Raw genomic sequence first — 23,522 nt, forward strand, 5'->3', positions numbered from 1 at the left:
CAGGCGAGTCGAGCAAGGGGCCAGTTGTGGGACCGCAAGCGCACATCAAGACAGCAAGTGCGCTGACAGCGGTGGCGACCTCAAACGTGCGCTTGCACAAATTGTTCGAAGGTGTGGAGGTTTGGCTCTGGCTGTTCACTGTTGTATTGATCCGTTCCCGGTCACGCTCGGTAGTCACTCGGTGCGACTATTGGGATCCGTTGTGGCCGTGGAACATACATTTCGCTGTCATTGAAGATCGGTCAAAGAAGTACTGCAATGAACTTGCGATGACAAGTGAGCGGAGGGACGCCACCTGGAGAATGACAAGTCGCCAACCAGGAAACTGTTATCGGCCGAGTGCCGCGCCGATCCGGCTTTCTGCATGACAAACCGATGAAAGCGCGTCGGTGCCGATGACAAAGCTGGCTACGGAACCACGGCTGAACGATCTGGTTCCTCGAAGGTGATTGAATGCGGAACCTCGACGATGCGATATCCGGGTTCACCGACATTCCGCAAGCCAACCAACAACTGTCGGATGGTTCCGTCCGTGGCATTCCTGATAGGTCCGTTGATCAGCGCAATAGCGCGGGCGATGTTGTCGTTGTTGAGCTCCGGGAACTGCTCGTACAGTGCGGCGTTCGAAATCGAGCCACTGTCATCCAGATTCCGAAGGATCCACGCAAGTCGGGTGAATGGCTTCCCCGACAAAATGACTGAGTGTTCATCGCTCGTCGACAACCCAACCGTGACGCGCTGAGGCTGGGGCTCGATGTGTATGGCGTTCAGGATCCGGTCATCCGCCGTACGATATCGTCCGGCAACGAGCTGGCGTGCACGAAGGTTGTCGAGACGCTTCGTATAGGCCATGGCGACGTACAGGTTTCCGTGCATTGATGGCATCTGCGAGGTGAATGTGGGATCGCGCCACAGACGCTCTTCGTGAAGCCGCAACTCCGCGAGGTGGCTCCACGCATCGTCGAGCCTGCCCCCGTGGTTCGGATGGACGGGTAATCCGGTCGCAGGATCTGTGGCTAGCAGGCACGCGTACAGGCACGTCGCGTAGCTCAAGTGATACCAGCGAGCGCGGTATCCGACATCTCGGTTCGGCTCAGAAAGCTTCATCCATTTCTCGGCGCGGTGCAGTAGCAAGAGGGTGCAACTTTGGATGAAGTCGTTGAGTTTGATGGTCGTGGGGTTAAGTAATGGCCCGGCTTGCCACGTATCGGGTAGCTCGAGACCGGAAACAGTCTGAGCGTCGTGGAGGGCGATGACACAACGCGCGGTCATACTGCTGTTTTTGTCGCGAGCGTCAGATCGCTCGGGCCACCAGCCCCATTTACCGTCTAGTCGGGCATGACGAAGGATTCCCGTGATCCCGACGATCAGCAATGAACGTGTGACGACGAGCTGGTCTTCTACTTCGGAGGCTGGCAAACTTGGGTGTGGGAACGACAGGGTCCGAAACCATGCGCTCAGAGCGGTAATTGTCATTGCAGTGAGATAGACGGATACGCGTCCTCGCTTCGTTGATTCCACGATGCCGTCAGTTTGCATAAGGACTGTTAGCTCGTTCAGGCAGAAACGTCCGGTGGCCAAGGTTTCAACTGAAAGCCCTTCGTTCGCCGTCGACAGGCCCCACAATCCGAAGGCCAATGTGTGCGGGTGTTTCCCTCGGCCTCGCGCGGTGATAGGGCCGTAATGGTCGAGTATGCAGCGGTTCAGGTAAGCGATCCCATCAGCCAAGACGCTTGGTGAGGCAACACCAGTCAATCGCAGGATCCGAAGTGCACTTGAAGTTCCGAGGACTGACGTCTTCTCTTGGGGCCAATGTTGCCATCCACCGTTCTCGCGAACTTGACGGGACGCCACCTCTGCACCTGTCGACAGTAGCTGGTCCTCGATGTATTGCTGTTCCAACACTTGCCCCTATAACTGACGGTGCCAATCAAGACTCTGTGGCAATCACCTTTAAAGCCGCGCCGTAATCGGGGCAATTATCTCACGACGCGGATCGTGGCGAGTATGCGCGGGCCGTTGAATACCGGCTAACTGCTTCGATGGGCCGGCGCGATCTTTGTATCTCCGTGTGATATCGGATAGGCCTCCGTATTCCTCCAGTCTTTGATTCGCGGTCGGATATAAGTGGGTGAGCACCCTGGCAGTCGCCTTGTCTGCGGACGATTCGGTGCCGCGATAAGGCATGCCGAAGCCGAAGTAACATCTGCGCGCACAGTCTGCGTCTCAGCACCGGTTCCTTGATCGTCAAAGCGTGAGGAGATTCCATGGTGTGGCTGACGTTCAAGAGTGATATCGGGAAAGGCGTTCGCTCGTCTCGCCTGGCGATGGGGCGAGATCAAGGCAATTGGGTGTGGGTATGGACACCGTTCGGACTGGATTCGAACCTGTCGGTGCGATAGTTCTGTGCCTATCTTCACGCCCGCTGATGGTCATCAGCGCATCCAGCTGGCGCAACCGATCAACTACGATCATCTGCCTCACCAGGCATGTAGCAACCCCACACGTCGACCTCGACCACGCTAGTCAAGCCGGTACATACGGAAATCTGTATGCGACAGGCTTGACTGCTCGTTCGCAGCTCGGTGGGGCGGGGAGGGCAAGCTGCGAACTGCGGCGGAGCGAGCGGAAGTAGACCGCATGGCGGCTGCGTATTTCCGCGGGATGACATGGGCACCGTCCAGCCGCCCCAGTTCGCCATCCGTCATGATGGACCTGCGAAGCCCCGGCCAGAACGAATCCTCAGGCGCTGGATGGACCTGAAGTGCATGTACGCCTGATTGTCGACATGGTGGCCGACTCTTCGAGGTAGCAAGTGGCTCGGCAAACTGCGACCGTGAATGTGTTGGTGTGCTCAGTGGGAAGGCGGTGGTTCGAAAACACATGCCTTACATCCCAAATTTGTCGGTGTGGTATGCCACCATTGGGCGATGCTGACGCGAGGAGACGAGTTCCCGAGCACGCGCGAGCTGAATGCGGGCCTGGTGAATGTCGAAGCAGTGAACCAACGCAAGCGCGGCACTGTGAGCCGACGCGCAAGCTCAAGCCGCCGGATGTTCGTCGAAGACGGAAGGTTGCATCCCAGTGACTACCTCCCCGAGTGACCCTCGTGCCTTCCGCAAGGTCATACGAGACCCGATTCACGATTACATCAGTGTGCCTTCAGAGTTGTTGCCCCTCGTCAATCACCCGCTGACGCAACGGCTTCGTCGCATATCCCAAACATCGATGTCGACAGCGGTCTATCCATCCATGAATGGGCGACGATTTGAGCATTCCCTTGGTGCTATGCACTTGGCACTGCGCGGATGGGAAACTGCGTGGATGAATTCTGATGCGGAAACCAAGGAGAGCTTCCGAAAGGCGGTAGCTTCGCGGTTTGAAACGGTAGAGCAGGATAATTTCGACCAAAGCGAACCGTCAAGCATCGATGTCACGTCACTAAGCGATGACGAATTTCGTCGATTGATCGGGTTGGGAGTGGGCGCAGCAGCGTTACTTCACGATCTCGGTCATCCGCCATTTTCTCATACACTGGAAGAGTTTTACAAGACTTATCTGGCGTGGATTATCGGATCCGTGGATAAGTCTACGCGAGAAGAAGTCATGAGTGTGATGGCGTTTCATGCCGGCCGAGACTTCCATGAGCAAGTAGGAATAATTCTCACGAAGAAAATCGAAAGCGAGTCTGGTTGGGATAGCGTCCCGTGGGATTTGGTTCGAGCAATACTTGAGAGCGAGACAAACGAAGGGACCTGGGAGAGCTGCCTTCACGACTTGATCTCGGGTGAAGTTGATGTCGATCGGATGGACTATCTTCTTCGTGATGCTCGCAATTCTGGCACAGAATTTGGGTCGTTCGATAGCGAGCGCCTCCTGCAATCACTCGAACTGCATCTCGTGCCTGAGCCATCAGTCGGAAATGATCTGCCCGTCCCCAGGTGGATTATCGGATTTGGGGCGAGGGCATGTTCAGCGCTTGAGAGTTTTATTGTAAACCGATATCAGTATTATCGATGGGTTGCATTTCATTACCACGCCGTAGCTTCGAACCGGATGCTTAACCTTTGCTTGTACTACTATCTTCAAGCCGAGCGAATTACTGATGAAGGTGGTGCGTTAGTCAAGACTGTGACCGATCACAAATTGAATTACTTCGGCATGTCCGCGCCGTCGACGAATAGCCGAAACCGTGATCTTGCGAGCTTTGGTGACGACGGAACGGTCATGGAATTAATCAAGTCGGGACTACTGTCGCATCGGGGGCCCTCGATAGACGACGCATCAGCGGATATTTCAAGAATTAGATTCATTTCCTTAGGTGATGCCGTTGTGCATCAAACTTCCAATTGGGTTCCTATATGGAAAACAGATGGTGCATACAGAGAGATATCTCAGCAATTGCACGACAAATTGTCGAATCGCATGGGTAATGTAAAGTTCAAATTGAACGAATGGACGAAATCGCACGAGAACGGTTCGAGGATTGCGCTGATTCGTCACAAACGATTCACGCAAATAATGGAGACCGTGAACCCGGGCTACAACGAGCTGACTCCGCCGGTTGGGTCCGTTCCGTTCATAACCGGCGGTCCGGTTCCGTTCATGAACAAGATTGCGTGGACACTTTTTGGGACTGGTTCGGAGTTTGGTGGAATCCGATTTCTACGCGAGCTGAATGCTGCTGATCGATTCACCTTCATGGCGAAGCCCATCCTAGGGCACGAAGATGGGTTTTGGGTATTTGCATTCAATTCTATCGAACCGTGGAAGATCGGAAATCAAGGTGCGCAAGTTTTTCGCGGGAACGTCCGTCGCCCGCTATCCGAGGAAAGTGGCCACTCGTTGCATCGCCTCGAGAACATGGAAGCGGAACGATCTCAATTTCAGTGCTACTTCGTCTCCCCTCATTCCGATAAAATGAGAGTCGAAGATCAAAATAAGATACGTCAACGCTTTATCGAGGCGTATCCTAGCTATGTCGAAAATGCGCTCATCGATCTTTTGGCCCGTTGACAGAAAGGAGTAGAAAATGTCAAAATTAGCGAGGGAAATAAAATCCAAATTTGATTTAAAGGGAGGTGATATGAGTGAGGTAAATGATTCTTCTGTGACTAGTTTCAGTCCAGATAAGAGATATCGTGATCCGTATATGGAAACACAAGAAGCCATCTACGAGTATATGGGAGAAGATCCAAATCGTTCTTTTCCTATTCAGGAACTGGCCTCGCTGGCGTTAAGATTTGGTGCGGTCGACCCGCTGGATCTCACATTGAGCGCCACTATTGGTCTCCAGCAAATGGGGCTGGTCAACCTTGATAGGTCCCACAGGAATGCGTCCATCTCAGACGTCACTTGAAGGAGTCGATAGATACAAGGTTTCATGGAGGGGCTTGCGTTCAGCTAGATTGCAAGTCCCTCCATTTCTGTGAAATCTCGGTAAACTTATCGTCTATTTACTTCCCGTGTGGTTAACTGAATATTTCTTTCGAAGTCGGTACCGTTAAATTCTCAAACTATTTGAATGCAATTTTCTCATCGATGAAGAGGGCGCGCCACTATTCTGTTGTGGCGATTTTACTTCGGTTGAAATTCGCCGGACACTTCCAATTTTGACGAAGTTTACACATATCTCACCATCCCGACTGGCGCCAGATCCTCGACCAATACATAGGGCGGGCTAGATGTACGAGGCACGGACGTTAGTTACGCGATGCCGGCGGTAAGCGGCAGGCGGTCGTCCTCCGCGTGTTGAATGCGGTCGGTGGTAATTATAGTGAACATTCCAGATTTCGACGGCAGTGCGCCGCTCGGCTTCGCTGGTGTACTCGCGGGAGTACAGCAGTTCTTCGGCGAGGATACGGTTGTAGCGTTCGACCTTCCCGTTATGTTTCGGGGTGTACGGCTTGATGCGGTAGTGCCGCGTTTCTCGCAGTGAAGATGTGAAATCTGCTGCCCTGTAGCATGATCCGTTGTCCGTGATCACGCGCTCGATACGGGTGATGCCGTGGGCGGCGAAGAAGAATCGGGCGTTGTTCATGAAATCGATGGCTGTTGCTGCGGTTTCGTTGTCGCGGGCCTCGGTGTACGCCAGGCGGGTGTTGCCGTCGATCGCGGAATGCAGGTAGGTGTAACCGACACGGGCCTGCTTGTTCTTCGTTTTCCGGCGTTGGGATCGTTTGGCCTTGTCGGAGCCGCGGCCGTGGGCACGCCACCCGCCGCCGTCCGGGATCTTCCCGACTTTCTTGACGTCGACGTGGACCATCTGACCAGGTCGCTTGGCGGCGATGACCTGGGGTTTTCGGTTGGTTTCGCCGTTCGGGTCGATGAACCGGCGACGGTGCAATCCCAGGTTCCGCAGGATTTTCGTGACTGTTCGACGAGCAATGACGATGCCGTCGGTACGCAGTTCGAACGTGATGCGCGAGGCCGACCATTTCCGGGTCCGGCGCATCGCTTCGATCTCGGCCACGACCTCCGTTGCTGTGGCAGTCGGGTGATGTTTCGGTGCGCTGGACCGGTCCTGAATTCCCAGGTCACCGTATTTGCGATACCGGTTGACCCACTTGGAGGCGCATTGGCGGGAGATACCCATTTCGGCGGCTACGTGGGCGATCGGACGACTCTGGCACCGCTCGATCAGGCGGCGTCTTCCTTCAACAGTAAGTGGGGCATTACGGTGTGTCACAGGGCTGGTCCTTTTTGGTCGAGAACGGTTGTGTCGCAACTCCCATTCTTACGCCGAGGACCAGCCCGTCCCCTTCAGTCCCGCGTCAGCAACGTCCATACCCACAACAGCTAGATTCGCGCAAGGGCTCCGTCCTACCCACCTTGTGTGTGGTTTCGCGCAGTCACTGTGAGTGACCCATACTGCTATTACTCCAGACTTGGGCATGACCCAGCGCGTTCCGCCCACCTCTCCGATGGGGAGAAAACTGATGAACCCTCACATGCTCGATGAGTTCACACGGGAGTAGCGTCGATAGCTCGAATCAGATTGACGCGACCGGGACTCGAATTTCGTGGAGTCCTGGAACCGTGTTCGTCATCGAGTGAGTCGAGGCTGACGAGATCGACGCGAGCCCCGGCCTTGCGCTGCGAGAAGTTCAGTTTCGGTCATCCAATCTTGAGCTACGACTCACTGCGGCTACACACCCGCATCAAACATACTGGAGGCTTACTTGGCCTTCGTGGGCTGCGGTGAATTGCATTGGCAGAGCTACAGATTGATGCCGAATTCGCGAATCTTCCGATAGATGGTCGCTCGGGACATTCCAAGGGCGTCCGCCGTCGCCTGTTTATCGCCTCCGGTTTCCTCAAGGCTTCGAATGATGGCGTCGCGTTTGAGTGCTTCGATGGGCGACAGCGTCCGGCGGCTAAGTGCCCGGCACGCGGGTGGCAGTTTGTCGACTTCAACTGTGCCTGATCGTTGCTTGTGAACTACTTCCTGAAGGATCTCCCGCAGTTGTGCGACGTTGCCGGGCCAGCTGTACTTGGTAAGTTGCCGGACTGCGGCCGGGGAGAGGACAAGGTCCTGCCCCCGATTGACTTGCCGGAGAATAAAGGGAATCAGCTTGTGTAGGTCCTCGATACGATGGCGAAGTGCTGGTACATGCACCGTGTGGCCGAAGAAGGGGAGGATCAGTGCGTCGCTGGTGCGATTTCCGGAGTCCGTTCCGACAGTCACTCCGATCCAACCCGCATGCTCACGCCCTTGAATCATCCCTGCGATAACTCGTTGGTGCGAATCAGGTAGCAAATCGATATTGCGAATGATCAGACTGAAGCCGTCCTGTTCGAGTTCTAACTCCAGAGATTGGAGCCTATCCTCGCTGTTGATCAATTCGACAGCTGAGAAGAATTTCGTGTGTGTTGAGATATGTTGAATTGCAGATGCTTTGAGGATCGAAAACCGCCCGCTACCGGCCTCGCCCGCGGCGGCCACCCATTCTCGTTGCCTAACGCAGTGCGCGATCTGTTGGGTGCTACGCCGCCATGAGGCGCTGTCTCCGACGATGCCTGGAAACGCTATTGCGCTCCCGGATGTAATCGCGGGCGCGGCCAGGTCACTCAGGTATGCGTGGTAGACAGCCAATCCGCGCCGAGTCGGTAGGTTTCCGTCCGTGATTGAGGCGAGACGTGCCGTCTGCCCGCTCGGCAGAGTCAGTAGGTGGCGACCCTTGTCCGGTGTGCTGCTCAGTTCCGTAGCGTGCTCGATCAATGCGGCTTGGTCTTGGGGGTCTAGGGCAAGGCGCAGTTTTTTGTTGAGAAGAATGACGTCGTCCCCTATCGCCAATACACCCACGTTCGGCGATCTTCTGCACACTTTCAGGTACGCGTTGAGCAATGCGGTCTGTTCTCTGCTCGAATCCGAGAGCAGCCGTCCTTCGATCTGAGCAGTAGCGGATCGCGCCAAGGTGACCAGCAGCGGTGCTCCATCTTCGACCCAGCCGGTCACATCGAGAACGCCCACGACGAGGCTGGAGACAGGATGGATGATTGGCACTCCGGCACACATGAGACCGCCCAAGCTTTCGACGTAATGCTCTGCGCCGGAAACTAGGGTGGGCTGACGAGTTTCCAGTGCCGTCCCGATACCGTTTGTGCCGGCGAATTCCTCCAGATAGCTGAAGCCCGGTGCCAGGTTGAGGCTGTCGAGTGTTCTGAGGAGTTGGCTACTTCCGGCGACCCTGCTCAAGACGACTCCGTCGGAGGAGGTGAGGATTACAGATACAGGCTCGTCGACGAGGCCTTCGGCGAGTTGGTGAAGAACAGGCGCGGCCGCGACAACGAGTGGGCTCTCCAAATCTGGTTCGCGAACAAACGGTAGATTCAATACATCTGGTTGAATGTTCAATGATTTCGATCGCTCCCAGGAGAAGCAGATTGGATCTCGGACCGAATCGTCCAATTCCTGATCGGTGAAGAACTTCTCGCGCGCTTTGCGTATATCCTTGACGGATAATTGTTTCTTCATTCCTCCGCCTATCAGCCTTGTGCCAGTTCTCGATGTGTCGGTCACCCACGCATACATTGATGCCTGTGCAGGTGGAAGCTCACGGACCAATCTTAGTTGACCTGAGTCGGGGAGCCCGTTCGGCTGGCGTCATCGTGCAGTTCTGCGCCTACGGCAGGAACGGTCGGTGATCCCGTTAGGGCTCGCAGGACTACGCTTAGATCGTGATCGGTTAGCTTTCCTGGATTGGAATCTACAGATGATGTGGGTGAACTTGCCGCACGCTTCCTTGCAGTTCTCGTGTTCACTTGTTGTGGACTCCTACTGGTTCTGAGATTTGAAGTCTCGTTTGTGCAGCTCAGGTATTTCAACAATCTTCTCTGTGATGAGTGGGTTATCCGGCTTACCGTGTTCTGGAGAAGTCTGTCCGATATCGTTCCAGTGCAAGTCGGTCTTTGTAAACAATTCCAAGCGGCGCGAGACGGGTCTGTCTTCACTATCAAGCCTGGACTTGCAATTCTCCCATGTCTGACCACCCCCTCTGATCGATTTCGCTATGCATGATCTTGGGAGTCTCGCTCAAAAGTGGACGCATGGAATCTAGTCCTTCGCGAAAATGCTCAGAATTGACATGGTTTGATCCTGCCTGCCTGTCAGTGAAAGCTTCGATGAGTATGAACTCATCCGGATTTTCGGTATTTATGCTCCAGTCGAACCACAGATTTCCCGGCTCCCTTCTAGTGCTTTCAGTAAACTTCTTTGTGGCGTCTAACCAGTTATGGATTTGTTGTTCATGAACCTTAAATTTGACTACGATGAAAATCATCAGTTCTCCTTATGGTGAGTTCTCGGGGTTGATGTCAGAGATGAATTGACATCAACCCCGAGATAGAAATTGGCGCGCGGCAAACCTGTCTGAATTTAGTAGATATTCGACGGGCGAACCATTCCTTCGGCGAGATCCCCGAATCCTGGCGCTATGATTGCCCCAGGATGCCCGTAGACTTCCTCCACTACGGCGGTTTCGGTTGTGATGAGTAGCGCTGCTATCGACGCTGCGCTTTCAAGGGCTGCTCGTGTCACCTTGAACGGATCGATGACACCGTCGTCAAACATGTCTCCGTATTCGCCTGTGAGGGCGTTGAACCCATGGCCGAGCGGTAGTCCGGTCACGACATCGACGACGTCATCGCCTTCGAAGCCAGCGTTGATGGCAATCCATCGAAGTGGTTCGGTCAGAGCCTTGCGAACGACGTCGCGTCCTATTGCTTGATCACCTGTCAATTCAAGTTCCCCGAGCACGCGGTGGGACTGGGCCAAGGCGGTACCGCCGCCAGAAACGATGCCAGATTCCAAGGCTGCTCTGGCCGCAGCTAGAGCGTCTTCGACACGAAGCATTCGCTCCTTGAGCTCGACACTTGTGGCTCCACCAACTCGGACCACAGCGACGCGTCCAGTTAGACGTGCGATTCGTTGTTCGAGGCTGTCTCGATCTCCGTCGATCTTCGATCGTTCGAATTGGGCTTCGAGTTGAGCCACGCGTGCGTCTAGCAAACTCTGGTCCCCGCGACCCCCGACAATGGTGGTGGAGTTTTCGGTGACGGTGATTCGGTCACACGAACCCAACTGTTCGATCGAAACGTCGGATAGCTCAAGGCCAGTGTCCTTGGCGATTACTTGACCACCCAGTGCAATTGCAAGGTCCTGTAGTTCAGCGACCCTGCGGTGGCCGAATCCTGGCGCCCGGACGACGACGGACTGCATTGTCTTGTGCATGTTGCCACCGACGAGTAACTGCAGTGCAGGTCCGTCGACATCCTCGGCCACCACGACGAGCGGGCGATCTGCGCGCTTGGCTGCCTCGACGCTGGGCATGATGTCTTGGACCTGGTTGATCTTTTTGTTGGTTAACAGAATGACCGGATTGTCATGTACCGCCTCGGCACGTTCGGGGTCGGTGATCATGTACCCGGAAATGAATCCGTGATCGAACTCGATGCCGTCGACTACGGCGACCGACATCCCCAGGGTCTCGCTCTCCTCGGTTGTGACGACACCTGATTTCCCGACGTATTCGACGGCCTTGGCTACGCACTGGCCGATGGCTTCATCGTCACTCGCGGCAAGCGTTGCGATCCGTTGGAGGTCGTTGCTGCCGACCACCTCGACTGCCTGCGTGCGTAGCGACTCGACGACGGACGTGACCGCCGTTTCGATGCCACGTCTCAACCGCATGGGGTTGGCACCGGCGTCCACCGCCCGGAGTCCCTCGCGCACCATGGCCTGTGCAAGAACCGTCGCCGTCGTCGTGCCGTCTCCGACGACGCCATTGGTTTTCATCGCGACTTCTTTGACCAGCTGAGCACCCATGTTGGCGAAGGGATTGCTGAGCTGTATTTCCCGAGCGATGGTGACCCCGTCGTTTGTGATGGTGGGGGGACCAGTGAGCTTTTCGAGCACCGCGTTGCGCCCCTTGGGTCCCAGAGTCACCTTCACTGCATCAGCGAGGGCGTTGACGCCCTGCTCCAGTAGGGCGCGTGCTTCGGTGTTGAACCGCAGTTCCTTGGCCATGACGTGATCCTTTCGATTCGATGTGGTGAACTTCTGGTGCGGTCCTAGGGGACGAGGATTGCTCGGCCTCGCACACGCCCCGCGTCGAGATCGTCGAGCGCTTGTTGAAATTTCTCCAGGGGGTACTTCGTGGTGTGAAGCGACACCTGTCCGTTCGCTGCCAGTGTCATCAACTCCTGGAGATCGTTGTAGGAGCCGACAAGGTTGCCGATGAAGTTGATTTCGGTCGAGATGATGTCGATGGTGGGGATGTCGATGTTCTCCCCGTAGCCGACGACGTAGTAGTAGCCCGCCCGGCGCAGCATGGCGATTCCTTCGCGTGTGGCACCACCTTCACCGACGAAGTCCAGTACCGCTTCCGCCCCATGTCCGCCCGTGAGTTCCAGAACTTTCTGGACGTGGTTGCCGTCCGCCACGATTCCGTGGTCGGCCCCGATCTTCACAGCGAGTTCGACCGCGTCTGGGTTGCGGTCGAGCACAATGACTTTGACCCCGGAGATCGCTTTGAGTACCTGGATTCCGATATGTCCCAACCCGCCGGCTCCTACCACCACACACGCATCGCCCGGTCGGGTATCGCGGGCGACCTTCGCGGCAGCGTGATACGCCGTCAGGCCGGCGTCGGCGAGCGCTGCGATATCGGCAGGTTCGAGAGAATTATCTATCTTCACAACGCTTCTGGCGGTTGTGTGGAGGTACTCCGCATATCCGCCGTTGCGGTCGATACCAGGAAATTCGCTGTTCTCGCAGTGGACGTCGTCGCCGAATCGGCAGGCACGGCATAGTCCGCAGGTGACCAGGGGATGCAGGATGACTTTGTCGCCGATTTCGAGGTTGTTCACTGCGCGGCCGATGGCGTGAACCCAGCCGGCGTTCTCGTGTCCGATTGTGTAGGGCAAAGTGACGCCACTCTTCTCCTCCCACTGGCCTTCGAGGATGTGGATGTCGGTTCGGCACACGCCCGCTCCGCCGATCCGGACGATCACGTCGAATGGACCATCGATTGTGGGCTCGGGGATCTCCGTTAGTTCGAGTTTCGAGTGGTACCCCACCACCTGCACTGCCTTCATTACGGCCTCCTGGTTCTTGTATCGGTGATGTGCGGCACCGGGCCGGCAGGCTCGGTGGTGCTGTAGCGGGTGGCGAGCAAGCCACGGCAGAAGTGTGCGTTCCCCTCGATCGAGATTCGGACAGACTTCGCGAAGCGGAGTTTGAGTGGGATCTCCTCGTGCGGAATCGATTTACCGCCTTCGTCAACGAATACGCGACTGTTAGGGCAGATGCTGAGCCCGATAGCAATTCGCCGCCGAAGCAGCGCCATCGTGTGTTTTTCGTTTCGAAGATCGCGAAGGGTGAGCGTGGGAATGCGGTCGATCCCCTCGCCTGTTCGCGCGAGGTGCGCAGCAATCGAACGCTCGACGGCCGCGATATGTGCCTTGCGTTGGAATGTTTCCCGCAACTCGTCGAGACTCTCGTCTGCTTCGGAACCGAATGTGCCGCGGTAACCTGCATCCGCAGCGAGGCCGGCATTGATCTTCTCGCTGTCGTGATGGTCGTCGAGCAGGACTCGAATTCGTCCTATCCCTTCTATGGTGCGAAGAGCGTCCACGGCGTCCGATGCCATCAGGTAGGCGAAGTTCGGGGAACAGAAGGCTGTTGGTAGACGCAGGTGTACTTCTACTCCATCGTCGTTGAGCTCCACGGATCTGACGAATTCGAGGTCTGTAATCGGCTCGTCGAGTTCTGGGTCGGCGACCGTGGCGAGTGCAGCGATGACGTCGACGGTGGAGCACAGCGTCAAAGTGCTCATGAGTTCACAACTTCCTTGGCTCCCGCAGCCACCTCGACACCTTCCTGGCCGGGTTGACCTGCGGGGCGCAATTCGGCGGGGACGTCAATGCCGTACAACGCTGCTGCGTTCGCGCCCAGGATCTTGCGCTTCTGGTCGACGGTGATCGGCGCATATTCGGACTGCATGTCTTCGGGGATCTGGAAATCAACGAACTGCTCGATTAGCCACTTCGGCGTCCACAAGGCGTAGTCGCTGCCGAAGAGAATCTTGTCCTCGCCCAGCCAGTAGAGCAACTCTCCGATGATCTGAGCGAAGTAGCGCGGTCGGCTGTGGATGAACGGAAGCGCGACGGCGAGGCCCCCGTAGACGTTCGACTCCTGAGTGGCGATCCAGCAGAAGTCTTCGAGTCGGGGCAATCCGACGTGTTCGACGACAAACTTCAGATCGAGGTAGTCGGTGGCGACCTTGTCGACGTCGGAGACGTCGAATGCGTCCCGGTCGAGGGGACGGATCGTCGGGCCCTTGTGAACGTGAATGTTCTTGATACCGAGCGTGATGCACTCTTCTAGATAGCGCCTGGACCAGGGGTCGTCGAGCTTGTATCCGCGGGAGTCACCGTGCCACTCTGCTGTGTAGAGCTTGACCCCCTGCAGGTTCATGCGGTCCGCATCCTTGCGGAGTTGTTCGAGGCCCGCTTCTTCGAAGCGCGGGTCGTAGGCGTGGTTGTATGTGAGCTTGTCTGGATGCTTCTGTGTAAGGGCGAACGCATCCTCGGTCTGCCCGAAACCCGTGTGGTAAAAGTCGCTGAGCAAGGTTGCCTGGAAGATTGCGTGGTCGACGTAGCCGTCGACGAACAGGTCCTTGTAGAGCCGATCCTCACCGTAGTACTGGTAGGTCTCGTAGTCCCACAGCTCCGACTCAGGGCTCAGATTCTTGTGGTAATCGTAGAAGCAGTCGATGAATTGTTTGCCGTGAATGTTCTTCTGGTTCTTCTCACGGGCGTCCCACAAGTGAACGTGACCGTCCACGATGAAGTATTTTTCGCCGTTCTTCTCGTACATGGTGTCGATCTCCAATTCTGATGAATTCGGGGCTGCGAACTACTGGGGGTGCCCGGGGTTGGAGCCTCCGAAGAGACTGGCGTCCTTTGATCCCGGGCACCACCGATCTATCTCGCTGTCAGGGGAGCTCGGCGAGGTCGAATCCGATGTACTCGGCCGCATCCTCGGGGCTGGCGAAGAGCATCGTCTTGTCGTCGAGGTGGACCATGCGTCCGTAGTGTGTGGAGCTGATCTCTTCGAACACTGATCCGTCGAATTCCTGGCCGAGCGCGTCAGTCAGTTCGTCGTAGTCGAAGGAAAGGAGTTTCGTGCCATCGACTCGAATCATCGACGGATACTCGGTCAGTTCGACGCCGTCCTTGGCGCCCATCACCTCTGCGACAACCCGTCCGACGGGCGTGTTCATCAAGGTCACGCCGCACATATTGGAAAACTCTGTGGACGATCCGAATTGCATGGTCATCGTGCCAACTCCTTGGGAATCTCGAGGCCGAGGGATTCGAGCAGTGCGGTGAACTTGGCGGTGGCAGCTTCGAGACTCGATGCGAAGGTGACGGCCTTGTCCGCCGGCTGCGACCAGATCGGTTGCAGGGCGCGAGCGGCATCGAGGCACTTGGGCACCCACACGGCCATCCATTCGCCGAAAAGCCCGCAGTTGGATTCACCGTGTTCGGGATCGCGTGTCAAGATGTGGAAGAGGGCGCGAGTGTAGTTCAGGTCCCGGTCGTAGTCGTGCTCACCGGTACCGACGATGGTCGGAGTGATGTAGTCGCCGTTGCGGGCGGAAATCTGCATCATCAGCTCGGTACGGAAAAGCGAACCGATGAGCTGTTCGAAGACGATGTTGGTCGCAAACAGCAACTCGCACCAATCAGGGGTAGCTGTCAGCTGTTCGACGACCTGACGGGTCGGCTGCCATTCTGGGGCATTCTGCCAGACGTCCATATGCGCGGAGCCGTCGAACGGAACGTCGGCCTCGGACAGGTCGAGATTGAACAGCGCAAGGTCTTGCGCGAACCGCATCTTGTGTGCGGCATTGACAGCAACCGCTGTGTTGATCATGTTCGTAGGTCCCGATCGTTGGATCGATGTGAACACGTGCAACGCCAATCCGTTCTCCGCGTGCATCCACGCACCGAGATTTCGCTCGATGAACTTGAGCCACGGGGTATTCCAGCCGTCGTAGGCCCGAGCCCTTTTGGCGTTGCTCAGACAGAGCTCGACCTGGTGTACGACTGCTGAGTTGTTGCGGTAGATCGTTTGATCCCATTCTTCATTGGGGTCGAGGAACTCGTGCCAGTTGGCGGACTTTGCGACAGTCCACTCCAGCGGATAGCCTCCGGGGCCATTGCCGAATCCGTAGATCCAGCCCTGTGTCAGGTGACGGTCAGGGTCAGGCTGTACGTCGACGGTGACGTCTTCGTACATCGTCGCCCGACGCTTGGCTGGTGTGTAGTAGCTGTATGTGCGACTCTTCGAACTGGGGAACTCGAGCGCTCCGGCTTCGGAATCGGTGAATTCGATCTTGGGGAAGCTGCGTTGCTTCGCTTCAGTGGGTGTGGTCATGTCTACCCTCTCGCTCGCTGTGCGTAATGTGAGTGTGAAATGGGAATCTCAATGCCTGCTAGTTGAATACCGGGCTAGTCGAATGCCGGGCTCGTGAATTTGTCGTAGAAGATCTGGTCGGTGGGGGTCCCGCACAGGTCCAGAAGTGTTAGTGCTGCATCGACCATCGGGGGTGGCCCGCACAGATAGACCTCTGCTTTGGCGATGTTCGGTTCCAGTTGTTTCACGACGTCGGTGACGTTGCCTTCCCGCACCGATATCGACCCCGAAGTTGGTGCGCTGGTTGAATCAGACACGCACGCAACGAAGGTGAAGTCGACCAGTCCGTTGCCGATGGCGTTGATTTCGTCGATGTAGAACAGATCGTTCGGTGTCCGCGCACCGTAGTAGAAGTGGACGGGGCGAGTGTTTCCTGACTCGCTCATGTGGCGGACAAGCGAGAGAATGGGGGCCATTCCGGCGCCTCCACCGATGCACACCACAGGCAGAACATGGCCGTCCTTGAGAGTGGATGATCCGTAGGGGCCGGTCAGTGCGATCTCGTCGCCCATCGAGATTCCGTCGTCGAGTAACGTCGCGAACTTACCCCCGGGATATTTCTTGATGAGGAATTCGACCTGGTTTGGTGTGGATTGCGTCGACGCCATGGAAAAGGACCGGTGCTCGTCGGTTCCTGGGATGCGCAGATCGGCGTACTGGCCGGGTTTGAACTCGAATACCGAGGGGTCGATGGGTTCGAGCCGAAGGGCGACGATGTCGTCGGTGACAGGTTCGAGTGCAATGACCCGAGTGGTCACATTCTGAATCGGTATTCCGCCGAGGAGTTCGTCCTCGTCGAAATTGAGAAGTTCGATGGTGCAGTCGCTGTATGCCTTTGTGCGGCAGAGAAGTACGAATCCTTCGTCTACTTCTGCTTCGTTGCACGCGAAGGTCGAGTGATTTTCCATCTGGATGTCACCGTCGAGCACGAACGATTTGCATGCCGAACAACGTCCTTCTCGGCAGCCGTGCATGAGATGGATTCCTTGCCGAAACGCCGCATCGAGGATGTGTTCGTCCTCGCGGACGTCCATCTCTATGTCGACCGGTTCGAAGGTGATTCGGTGGGTGTCGGCCACGAGGGTCTCCTGAATTGAATGTGTCGATCACGCTGAATACGGTGGGCAGCGCCGGTGTTCAGGCACTGCCCACCGAGCCTGAATCAAGCAGGCGTTTTGGCACCGGCCCGGTAAGCCGCGATGTGCGCATTCCGCTCTGACTCGGTCATCTGGTTCAGCAGCACATTTGGGCTCTGGAAGGTATTCCCGCGAACGTCGTCGAGGGTCCACATCTTCTTCGGATCGAGGTTGAGGTGCGGCTGGCCGACGAGAGTCTTGCCGTCGTCTCGCACGTAGCCAAGATCCGAGACGATGTCAGCGAGATCTTTGCCGTGATGAAGGGTCTCCCACTCGCGGAAACCGGTGAGCCGACCCATGTTCGGGGTGTCCTTGCCTTCGTACTCACTTCGGAAGGCAACCGCGTCGGTCCAGTAGCAGGTCTCCGAGCAGTACGTCCGCCACTGGTTGTCGACCTTTTCTACGACCATGTCCTCACGGATGAGGGCGGGCACCATGCAGGTCCAGCAGCGGTGCGGGTACTGATAGCCCACTTCCTCGAACGCAATCGGCTTGTTGCGCCCGGGGTAAGCAAGGCGGTTGTACTCCTCCCACCACTTTCCGTACTTCGAGTACCAGCCTGGGTACTTGTGCTCGAACCACTCGAAGTCCTTGTCGGTCATGGTGTCGATGCGCCAGTAGTTGACCGGCCATCCCGTTGCGAAGAACCTTGCGACTTCGTGCACGTAGCCCTTGTTCGTGATCCTGTTCCATGCTTCCTCGACCAAGTCGTGGGGGATAGTCAGGCCGTACTTTTCGAGTGGGATCAGGTAGCTACGGTAGTAATCGTCGTAAATCCACCGGCGCCACATTTCTGCGTAACTCTCGCGGTCCTTGCGGCGGTCCTTGGTGCCGTATTCGATGAAGGTTCCGATCGCCGCATCGACCACACAGTGGTTGTTCCACCAGGCGTACCGCAGATCGCGTTCGAGTAGCGGGCGGTTTCGTTCGTCGGCCAGAGCCATGAGCAGGATCGAGTAGCCGTTGGAGATATGGCGTGACTCGTCCGACTGAACGGAGTGAAAGACGGTTGGTAGGAGATAGTCGCCGTTTGCGGCCGCCTCGTCCGGCATCGCGACGAACAGAGTGTTCGTGAAGGCAGTTTCGGCAACGACGGTCAGATAGATGTTGGCGGCGGTGATGGCGTCGCCGGTGATGAATCCTTCGCCGAACTGGCGGCCGATTGTGCCGGCGTAGTTGTTGGCGAATGCCTTCTCCGTCATGTCGAACCCGGCGGGGTCGATGTAGTTGTTCATATAGAGCTTCTTGAGATTCATCTGAATCGTCGAATGACGAACCTCGTCGATCATCTGCACAGCGAGACCGTTGTGGATCTCTGGATTGGGCACGGCGTCGATCGCCATAGGCATGGCGCGTGCCGCCGAGATTTCGGGGAACGGAATGATCGAAAGAAACAGCTTCTGCCACTCGAGCCAGCGCTGCTGAACCTGACGAAACATGTTGCCGCGGATAGCGCCGTCCATGGCGCCGTAGACGCGGTTGTCCTTCTCCTCCTCCATCGGAAAGTAGGACCGCATTATTTGCTTAAGCGGATCCTTCTTCGGCGCCTTCTCAAATGTATAGTCGGTTCCGAAGCGAGTCGCAGGTGTCGCGAACGTGGGTTCCCACGTAAGCTCCGAGATCTTCGCGTGTGCCTTGGTAAGGCTTTGCCTACTCAATGTGCGCCTCCTGGATGCGAGATCGGCGGGGTTGCCGACCTTCTCGGGAAGATGTGCACCTGATTGAACACCGTGATCTAGATCTCATTCGTCTCACTTTGAGATTTGCAACACATTTTGTCCTCAATTGAAGCTGTCCGTATCGGGGTGGCCGGACACGGTCGACTCCGGATTCGTTTCCGACTTGGCTTGGCCGTCCCATTTTGAGAATCATCGTGATCTGGATCAGAACAGTGCTATTACTGACACGGCAGCTAGGTTGGTCATTCGTCTTCAGGATGACTTCAATAGCGAACGGGTAGAACGGTTTTCGTCCCTGTCCGCCCAGCCTGCACTGCGTGGTGAGCGCAGGACTCACCAGAACCACGTCGAAGGAATTGCCAGTGTCAGTAAGTCAAGTAACCCACGAAGACGAGTTGAATCAGGACCCGTCTCTGGAAGCGGGTAAGTGCCCGGTATTTCACGATCGACGACGTCATCCTGTCGAAGGTGGAAGCAATCGGGACTGGTGGCCGAAGGGCCTAAACCTTCGCATCCTCAAGAAGAACCCCATCGTCGGCAATCCCATGGGACCAGGCTTCGACTACACGGCTGCATTCAACGGTCTTGACCTAGTTTCCGTCAAAGCGGATATCGAAGCCGTGATGACAGACTCGCAGCCCTGGTGGCCTGCCGACTTCGGTCACTACGGTCCGTTCTTCGTTCGAATGGCGTGGCACGCAGCCGGCACTTATCGCGTCCTGGATGGTCGAGGGGGTGCGGGGGCAGGCATGCAACGGTTCGCGCCGCTAAACAGCTGGCCCGACAATGCAAATCTCGACAAGGCTCGTCGCCTGCTGTGGCCGGTGAAAAAGAAGTATGGTGCGAATCTGTCCTGGGCAGACCTCATCGTCCTGACCGGCAACGTCGCTCTCGAATCGATGGGATTCAAGACCTGTGGCTTCGCGGGCGGTCGTGTCGACGCGTGGGAGCCGGACGAGGATGTGTATTGGGGTCCAGAACAGACATGGCTCGGCGACGAGCGATACGTTGGCGACCGAGAACTCGAGAACCCGCTTGCCGCCGTTCAGATGGGACTCATCTATGTCAATCCGGAAGGGCCGAACGGCGAGCCAGATCCAGTGCGCTCAGCAATCGACATCCGCGACACTTTTGCCAGGATGGGGATGAACGACACAGAGACCGCTGCTCTCATCGTGGGTGGTCACACGTTCGGTAAGACACACGGTGCCGCTGATCCGAACCAGTTCGTGGGTGCAGAACCAGAGAGTGCGTCGATCGAACAGATGGGCTTCGGATGGAGCAGCATTTATAGGAGCGGCTCCGGGGCGGATGCGATCACCAGCGGTCTCGAAGTAATCTGGACACCGACCCCCACACAGTGGGACAACAGCTTTCTTGAAGTTCTCTACAGATACGAGTGGGAACTTGTTAAGAGCCCCGCAGGAGCGCACCAGTGGCGACCCCAGGATGGAGCAGCAGCCGACCTCGTCCCAGACCCCGCCGATCCGACGGCGCGTCGTAACCCTTCGATGCTGACCAGCGATCTCGCGCTGCGCGTTGATCCGACGTACGAGAAGATCACGCGACGTTGGCTCGCGCACCCGGAAGAACTCGCAGACGAGTTCGCCAAGGCCTGGTTCAAGCTCACCCACCGCGACATGGGCCCGGTATCGCGCTACCTCGGATCTGAAGTGCCAGCCGAGGTAGAACTATGGCAAGACCCGATACCTGATATCGACTTCGACCTCGTAGGCGCCGACGATATTGCTCGACTCAAGGCGGTGATTCTAGAATCGGCCGTAACTGAAGCTCAGTTGATATCTACAGCATGGGCCGCAGCCTCCACCTTCCGTGCGAGTGACAAGCGCGGTGGAGCAAACGGCGGTCGTATCCGTTTCGAACCGCAAGCTAGCTGGGAGGTCAACGAACCGGACGAGCTTGCCGAAGTTATCCATGCCCTCTACGAGATTCAGCACTCATTCAATTCAGCTGGAGGGGCGAAGATTTCGTTTGCCGACCTCATTGTTCTCGGAGGTGTCGCGGCGGTCGAAGCTGCGGTGAAGAGGTCAGGATGCGACGTCGTGGTGCCGTTTACCCCGGGCCGTGCAGACGCAACTGAAGAGCTCACAGATGTTGATTCGTTTAGCGTGCTCGAGCCGCGTGCAGATGGCTTCCGCAATTACGTGGGGGACGGGCAAAGGCTACCGGCTGAATACTCTCTGATCGACAAGGCGAACCTTCTAGATCTGAGCGCTCCCGAGATGACTGTTCTCGTCGGCGGACTGCGTGTCCTAGGAGTGACGTACAAGAAGTCGTCGCACGGCGTTCTCACCGACACTCCGGGCACTTTGACCAATGACTTCTTCGTCAACCTCCTCGATATGGGCATCGAATGGACGCCGACCGCACAGGAAGGTATCTACGAGGGCAAGAACACCAAGACGGGGGAGGTGAGATGGACGGGAACGCGAAATGACCTCGTGTTCGGTTCGAACTCGGAACTGCGTGCGCTTGCTGAGGTGTACGCCAGTGACGGTGCACATGCGAAGTTGGCGCACGACTTCGTCGCGGCCTGGGACAAGGTCATGATGGCTGACCGATTCGACCTGGGCTGACCCCAATTCGGGGGCGGTAGGTTGGCTCTGTCGACTTACCGCCCCGCAATTGACAATCAGCCGGGACGGCCGTTCGCTCTCACGAAGCGGAAACGGTGTAGGTGCGGTGCAATAGTTTGAGGTGGTGGTCGTTCCGGATGTATGCAATGCCGACTATCCCGTTCTCCATTGGACACTGATACTGTCAATTCGGTTGGCATACACAGCGGAAGTTCAGGAAGTTGCGGGAAACGGATCACATATCGCCTGAGGTTCTTGTTGCACGGTCGTCCTTGAAGAAGGCCGATTGTGCTCCTGATGTCGCGAAATACGTCCGGCCCGAAATACTCGCGTCCTGGTACCGATGCAGGGGTCTGAGCGAGAGACGCTTGAATGGAATGGCGTTCGATTTTCAGGAGGATTCGGGTGGCGCCCGACTCGTCGAGGCTGCCAGAGTAATCCTTGCGGATTTTTTCGAATCGGATCCGGGCGGGTTGAGTTCGGTCGTCGTGATCGATGTCGGTCATCGAGTATGTCTTCGGTATGACGGTGACCCGTCGCTGGAGTACATGCTGAACTCTGCGGGGATGCTTGTCGGTTCCGATGCGCACGAATCACGGCTCGGAACCAGTGCCGGGCATCTTTGTCTGCTGACGGGGGTGTCGGAATGTGTTGTTGGGCCCGAGCATTGGAATGACGAATTGGTCGCCATTGCAGAGGCGGCATCACCGATCAGGGATCTCGATGGTTCGGTGTTTGGGGTGGTGGTGGTAATCAACCACCTTTCGGAGCATTCGTCGATGGCTGTATCGGTGTCGAGATTCTTGGCGAAACAAATTCAGGAGTTGGTCGTTGAAGCAGACCAACGTCGAACGGGTTCACTGGCAGCGTGTTTCGCCTCCAAAACTCAGAGCGGGAATCGTCTCGTTCTTGCAACCGACGGTACGCACTTGTTCACGCATACAGCTTCGCTGTGTCCGCAGGTTGCAAGGGGCGACTTTGATGGGTTGGTCAGGCATGCGCGTTCGGCGTTGTTGAACGGGGATTTCGGGTCTTGTCGGATCGCGCTGTCGGGTGGCGGAAATGTGGATGTCGACCTCGAACCGGTGGTTTATCTCGGTGAGGTGACGGGGTGCGTTTTGACCGCAAGCTCGGTGACTGTGAGCGATATGCACGATGGCGGAGGATCGAGAAGCCGTCAAGGTGCACACGTCGGCTCGGTAGGTCCACGTGACTACACGACCAACCTCACCGGTGACAATCGCAGAGTGCAACGGGCAAAGAACCAGTCGCTGCTCAATCCGTATTTGAGGGCGCGGCAGGCAGTTGCCGTCAGTATCTCCGAGCACCGCAATCAGCTTCTCGTCGGCGAAGCAGGAACTGGCAAAAGCACAATGGCGGCAGCGATGTTCACCTCGCAATATCCCGGCGCTGGAATCGAGACAGTCAACTGTGCGCGGCTCGATGTCTCCGCTGCCGTGGAGAGGTTGTCGACATCGTTGTCAGATCGAGCGTCACATCGACTACTGGTCCTGCGATCGCTGACCAGTCTCAATGTCAACGATGCACGCGCACTAAACAACGCCCTGCTCGCTCTTTCCAAGGCAGTTGATCCGCCGATGATCATCGGTTGTGTCGACGCAACCGCTGTTGACCCGAGTCACCCGTATGCGCTTGTGGGCACACATTTTCGCGAGGTGACTCGAATTCCCGCGTTACGGCATCGCGTCGACGACATCGCTGACATCGCTCGCTCCATCCTTCGTGAGATCTCGACGCGGCACTCGTTACGCCTGGGAATGCAGGTCGTTCGCGTCTTCGAAGGATATTCCTGGCCGGGGAACATCAGTGAGCTCAAGGACGTCCTCAGACATGTGGTGGCGAACAAACCTTTTGGCGAAATCCAATCATCGGACTTGCCGCGACTGCACTTTCGTGATGCGACCCGTAAGCTCTCGCCCCTCGACACCGCGCAATGCGACACGATCATCCAGGCACTGTATGAAGTAGGCGGAAATCGGTACGACGCTGCTGCTCTGCTCGGAATCAGCAGGTCCTCGTTGTACAGGAAGATTGATGCCTTCGGGATCAGCTATATCGGCTGAGATTCCGTCATATTCGGGCGGAATCCCAGCCGAATGCGGGT

Annotated in this window: 17 protein-coding genes; 5 read left to right on the forward strand and 12 right to left on the reverse strand. The window is 56.8% G+C overall.

All coding sequences use genetic code 11. The features are described 5' to 3' along the window. Positions 1-408: 408 nt before the first annotated feature. Positions 409-1,902, reverse strand: coding sequence for a hypothetical protein (locus tag YH3_RS25695; protein ID WP_154100335.1), 1,494 nt, complete (start codon positions 1,900-1,902; stop codon positions 409-411). Between the two features lie 1,028 nt (positions 1,903-2,930). On the opposite strand from YH3_RS25695, the gene YH3_RS36200 reads away from it, so the two are divergent. The 3 genes from YH3_RS36200 (at position 2,931) to YH3_RS25705 (ending at position 5,359) form a co-directional block, all read left to right on the forward strand. Beyond that, entirely contained in the window at positions 2,931-3,104 is a 174-nt protein-coding gene (locus YH3_RS36200; RefSeq protein WP_193777192.1) for a hypothetical protein, read from the forward strand. Between the two features lie 220 nt (positions 3,105-3,324). Then, a complete protein-coding gene (locus tag YH3_RS25700; RefSeq protein ID WP_193777193.1) occupies positions 3,325-5,016 on the forward strand; it encodes an HD domain-containing protein in 1,692 nt (563 codons plus the stop codon). A 16-nt stretch (positions 5,017-5,032) separates the two neighbouring features. Next, a complete protein-coding gene (locus tag YH3_RS25705) occupies positions 5,033-5,359 on the forward strand; it encodes a hypothetical protein (protein WP_064444310.1) in 327 nt (108 codons plus the stop codon). Positions 5,360-5,680: 321 nt separating this feature from the next. Here YH3_RS25705 and YH3_RS25710 read toward each other — a convergent pair whose 3' ends face one another. The 11 genes from YH3_RS25710 to YH3_RS25760 all read right to left on the reverse strand — a co-directional run bounded on the left by YH3_RS25710 (position 5,681) and on the right by YH3_RS25760 (position 18,779). Further along, positions 5,681-6,688 carry an IS481 family transposase gene (locus tag YH3_RS25710; RefSeq protein WP_154100337.1) on the reverse strand — a complete coding sequence of 336 codons (1,008 nt, stop codon included), beginning with the start codon at positions 6,686-6,688 and terminating at the stop codon, positions 5,681-5,683. A gap of 531 nt (positions 6,689-7,219) precedes the next feature. Further along, positions 7,220-8,977: a sigma-54-dependent Fis family transcriptional regulator gene (locus YH3_RS25715; RefSeq protein WP_064444312.1), complete on the reverse strand. Its 1,758-nt coding sequence runs from the start codon at positions 8,975-8,977 to the stop codon at positions 7,220-7,222. Between the two features lie 478 nt (positions 8,978-9,455). Further along, positions 9,456-9,782, reverse strand: coding sequence for a putative quinol monooxygenase (locus tag YH3_RS25720; protein ID WP_064444313.1), 327 nt, complete (start codon positions 9,780-9,782; stop codon positions 9,456-9,458). 95 nt (positions 9,783-9,877) lie between these two features. After that, positions 9,878-11,527, reverse strand: a complete 1,650-nt coding sequence (gene groL / locus YH3_RS25725; protein ID WP_064444314.1) for a chaperonin GroEL — start codon at positions 11,525-11,527, stop codon at positions 9,878-9,880. A 44-nt stretch (positions 11,528-11,571) separates the two neighbouring features. Further along, complete coding sequence (locus YH3_RS25730) at positions 11,572-12,597, reverse strand: NAD(P)-dependent alcohol dehydrogenase (RefSeq protein WP_064444315.1); 1,026 nt, start codon at positions 12,595-12,597, stop codon at positions 11,572-11,574. After that, positions 12,597-13,337 carry an iron-sulfur cluster assembly protein gene (locus YH3_RS25735; protein ID WP_064444316.1) on the reverse strand — a complete coding sequence of 247 codons (741 nt, stop codon included), beginning with the start codon at positions 13,335-13,337 and terminating at the stop codon, positions 12,597-12,599. The genes YH3_RS25730 and YH3_RS25735 overlap by 1 nt, the downstream gene beginning before the upstream one ends. Continuing rightward, complete coding sequence (locus YH3_RS25740; protein WP_064444317.1) at positions 13,334-14,380, reverse strand: amidohydrolase family protein; 1,047 nt, start codon at positions 14,378-14,380, stop codon at positions 13,334-13,336. Before YH3_RS25740 ends, YH3_RS25735 begins: the two co-directional genes overlap by 4 nt. A gap of 118 nt (positions 14,381-14,498) precedes the next feature. Then, positions 14,499-14,843: a propane 2-monooxygenase effector subunit MimD gene (gene mimD / locus YH3_RS25745; protein WP_064444318.1), complete on the reverse strand. Its 345-nt coding sequence runs from the start codon at positions 14,841-14,843 to the stop codon at positions 14,499-14,501. Beyond that, positions 14,840-15,946 carry an aromatic/alkene monooxygenase hydroxylase subunit beta gene (locus tag YH3_RS25750; RefSeq protein ID WP_064444319.1) on the reverse strand — a complete coding sequence of 369 codons (1,107 nt, stop codon included), beginning with the start codon at positions 15,944-15,946 and terminating at the stop codon, positions 14,840-14,842. The genes mimD and YH3_RS25750 overlap by 4 nt, the downstream gene beginning before the upstream one ends. Before the next feature lie 74 nt (positions 15,947-16,020). Continuing rightward, positions 16,021-17,064: a 2Fe-2S iron-sulfur cluster-binding protein gene (locus YH3_RS25755; RefSeq protein WP_064444320.1), complete on the reverse strand. Its 1,044-nt coding sequence runs from the start codon at positions 17,062-17,064 to the stop codon at positions 16,021-16,023. An 83-nt stretch (positions 17,065-17,147) separates the two neighbouring features. Then, positions 17,148-18,779 carry a methane monooxygenase gene (locus YH3_RS25760; protein WP_064444321.1) on the reverse strand — a complete coding sequence of 544 codons (1,632 nt, stop codon included), beginning with the start codon at positions 18,777-18,779 and terminating at the stop codon, positions 17,148-17,150. A 416-nt stretch (positions 18,780-19,195) separates the two neighbouring features. Here YH3_RS25760 and katG point away from each other — a divergent pair, with 416 nt between their 5' ends. Continuing rightward, positions 19,196-21,397 carry a catalase/peroxidase HPI gene (gene katG, locus YH3_RS25765; RefSeq protein WP_064444648.1) on the forward strand — a complete coding sequence of 734 codons (2,202 nt, stop codon included), beginning with the start codon at positions 19,196-19,198 and terminating at the stop codon, positions 21,395-21,397. A 1,148-nt stretch (positions 21,398-22,545) separates the two neighbouring features. Further along, positions 22,546-23,481 carry a helix-turn-helix domain-containing protein gene (locus tag YH3_RS36205; RefSeq protein ID WP_238592734.1) on the forward strand — a complete coding sequence of 312 codons (936 nt, stop codon included), beginning with the start codon at positions 22,546-22,548 and terminating at the stop codon, positions 23,479-23,481. Positions 23,482-23,522 lie beyond the last annotated feature (41 nt).

Source organism: Rhodococcus sp. YH3-3 (assembly GCF_001653035.1).
Taxonomy (GTDB): Bacteria; Actinomycetota; Actinomycetes; order Mycobacteriales; family Mycobacteriaceae; genus Rhodococcus_F; species Rhodococcus_F qingshengii.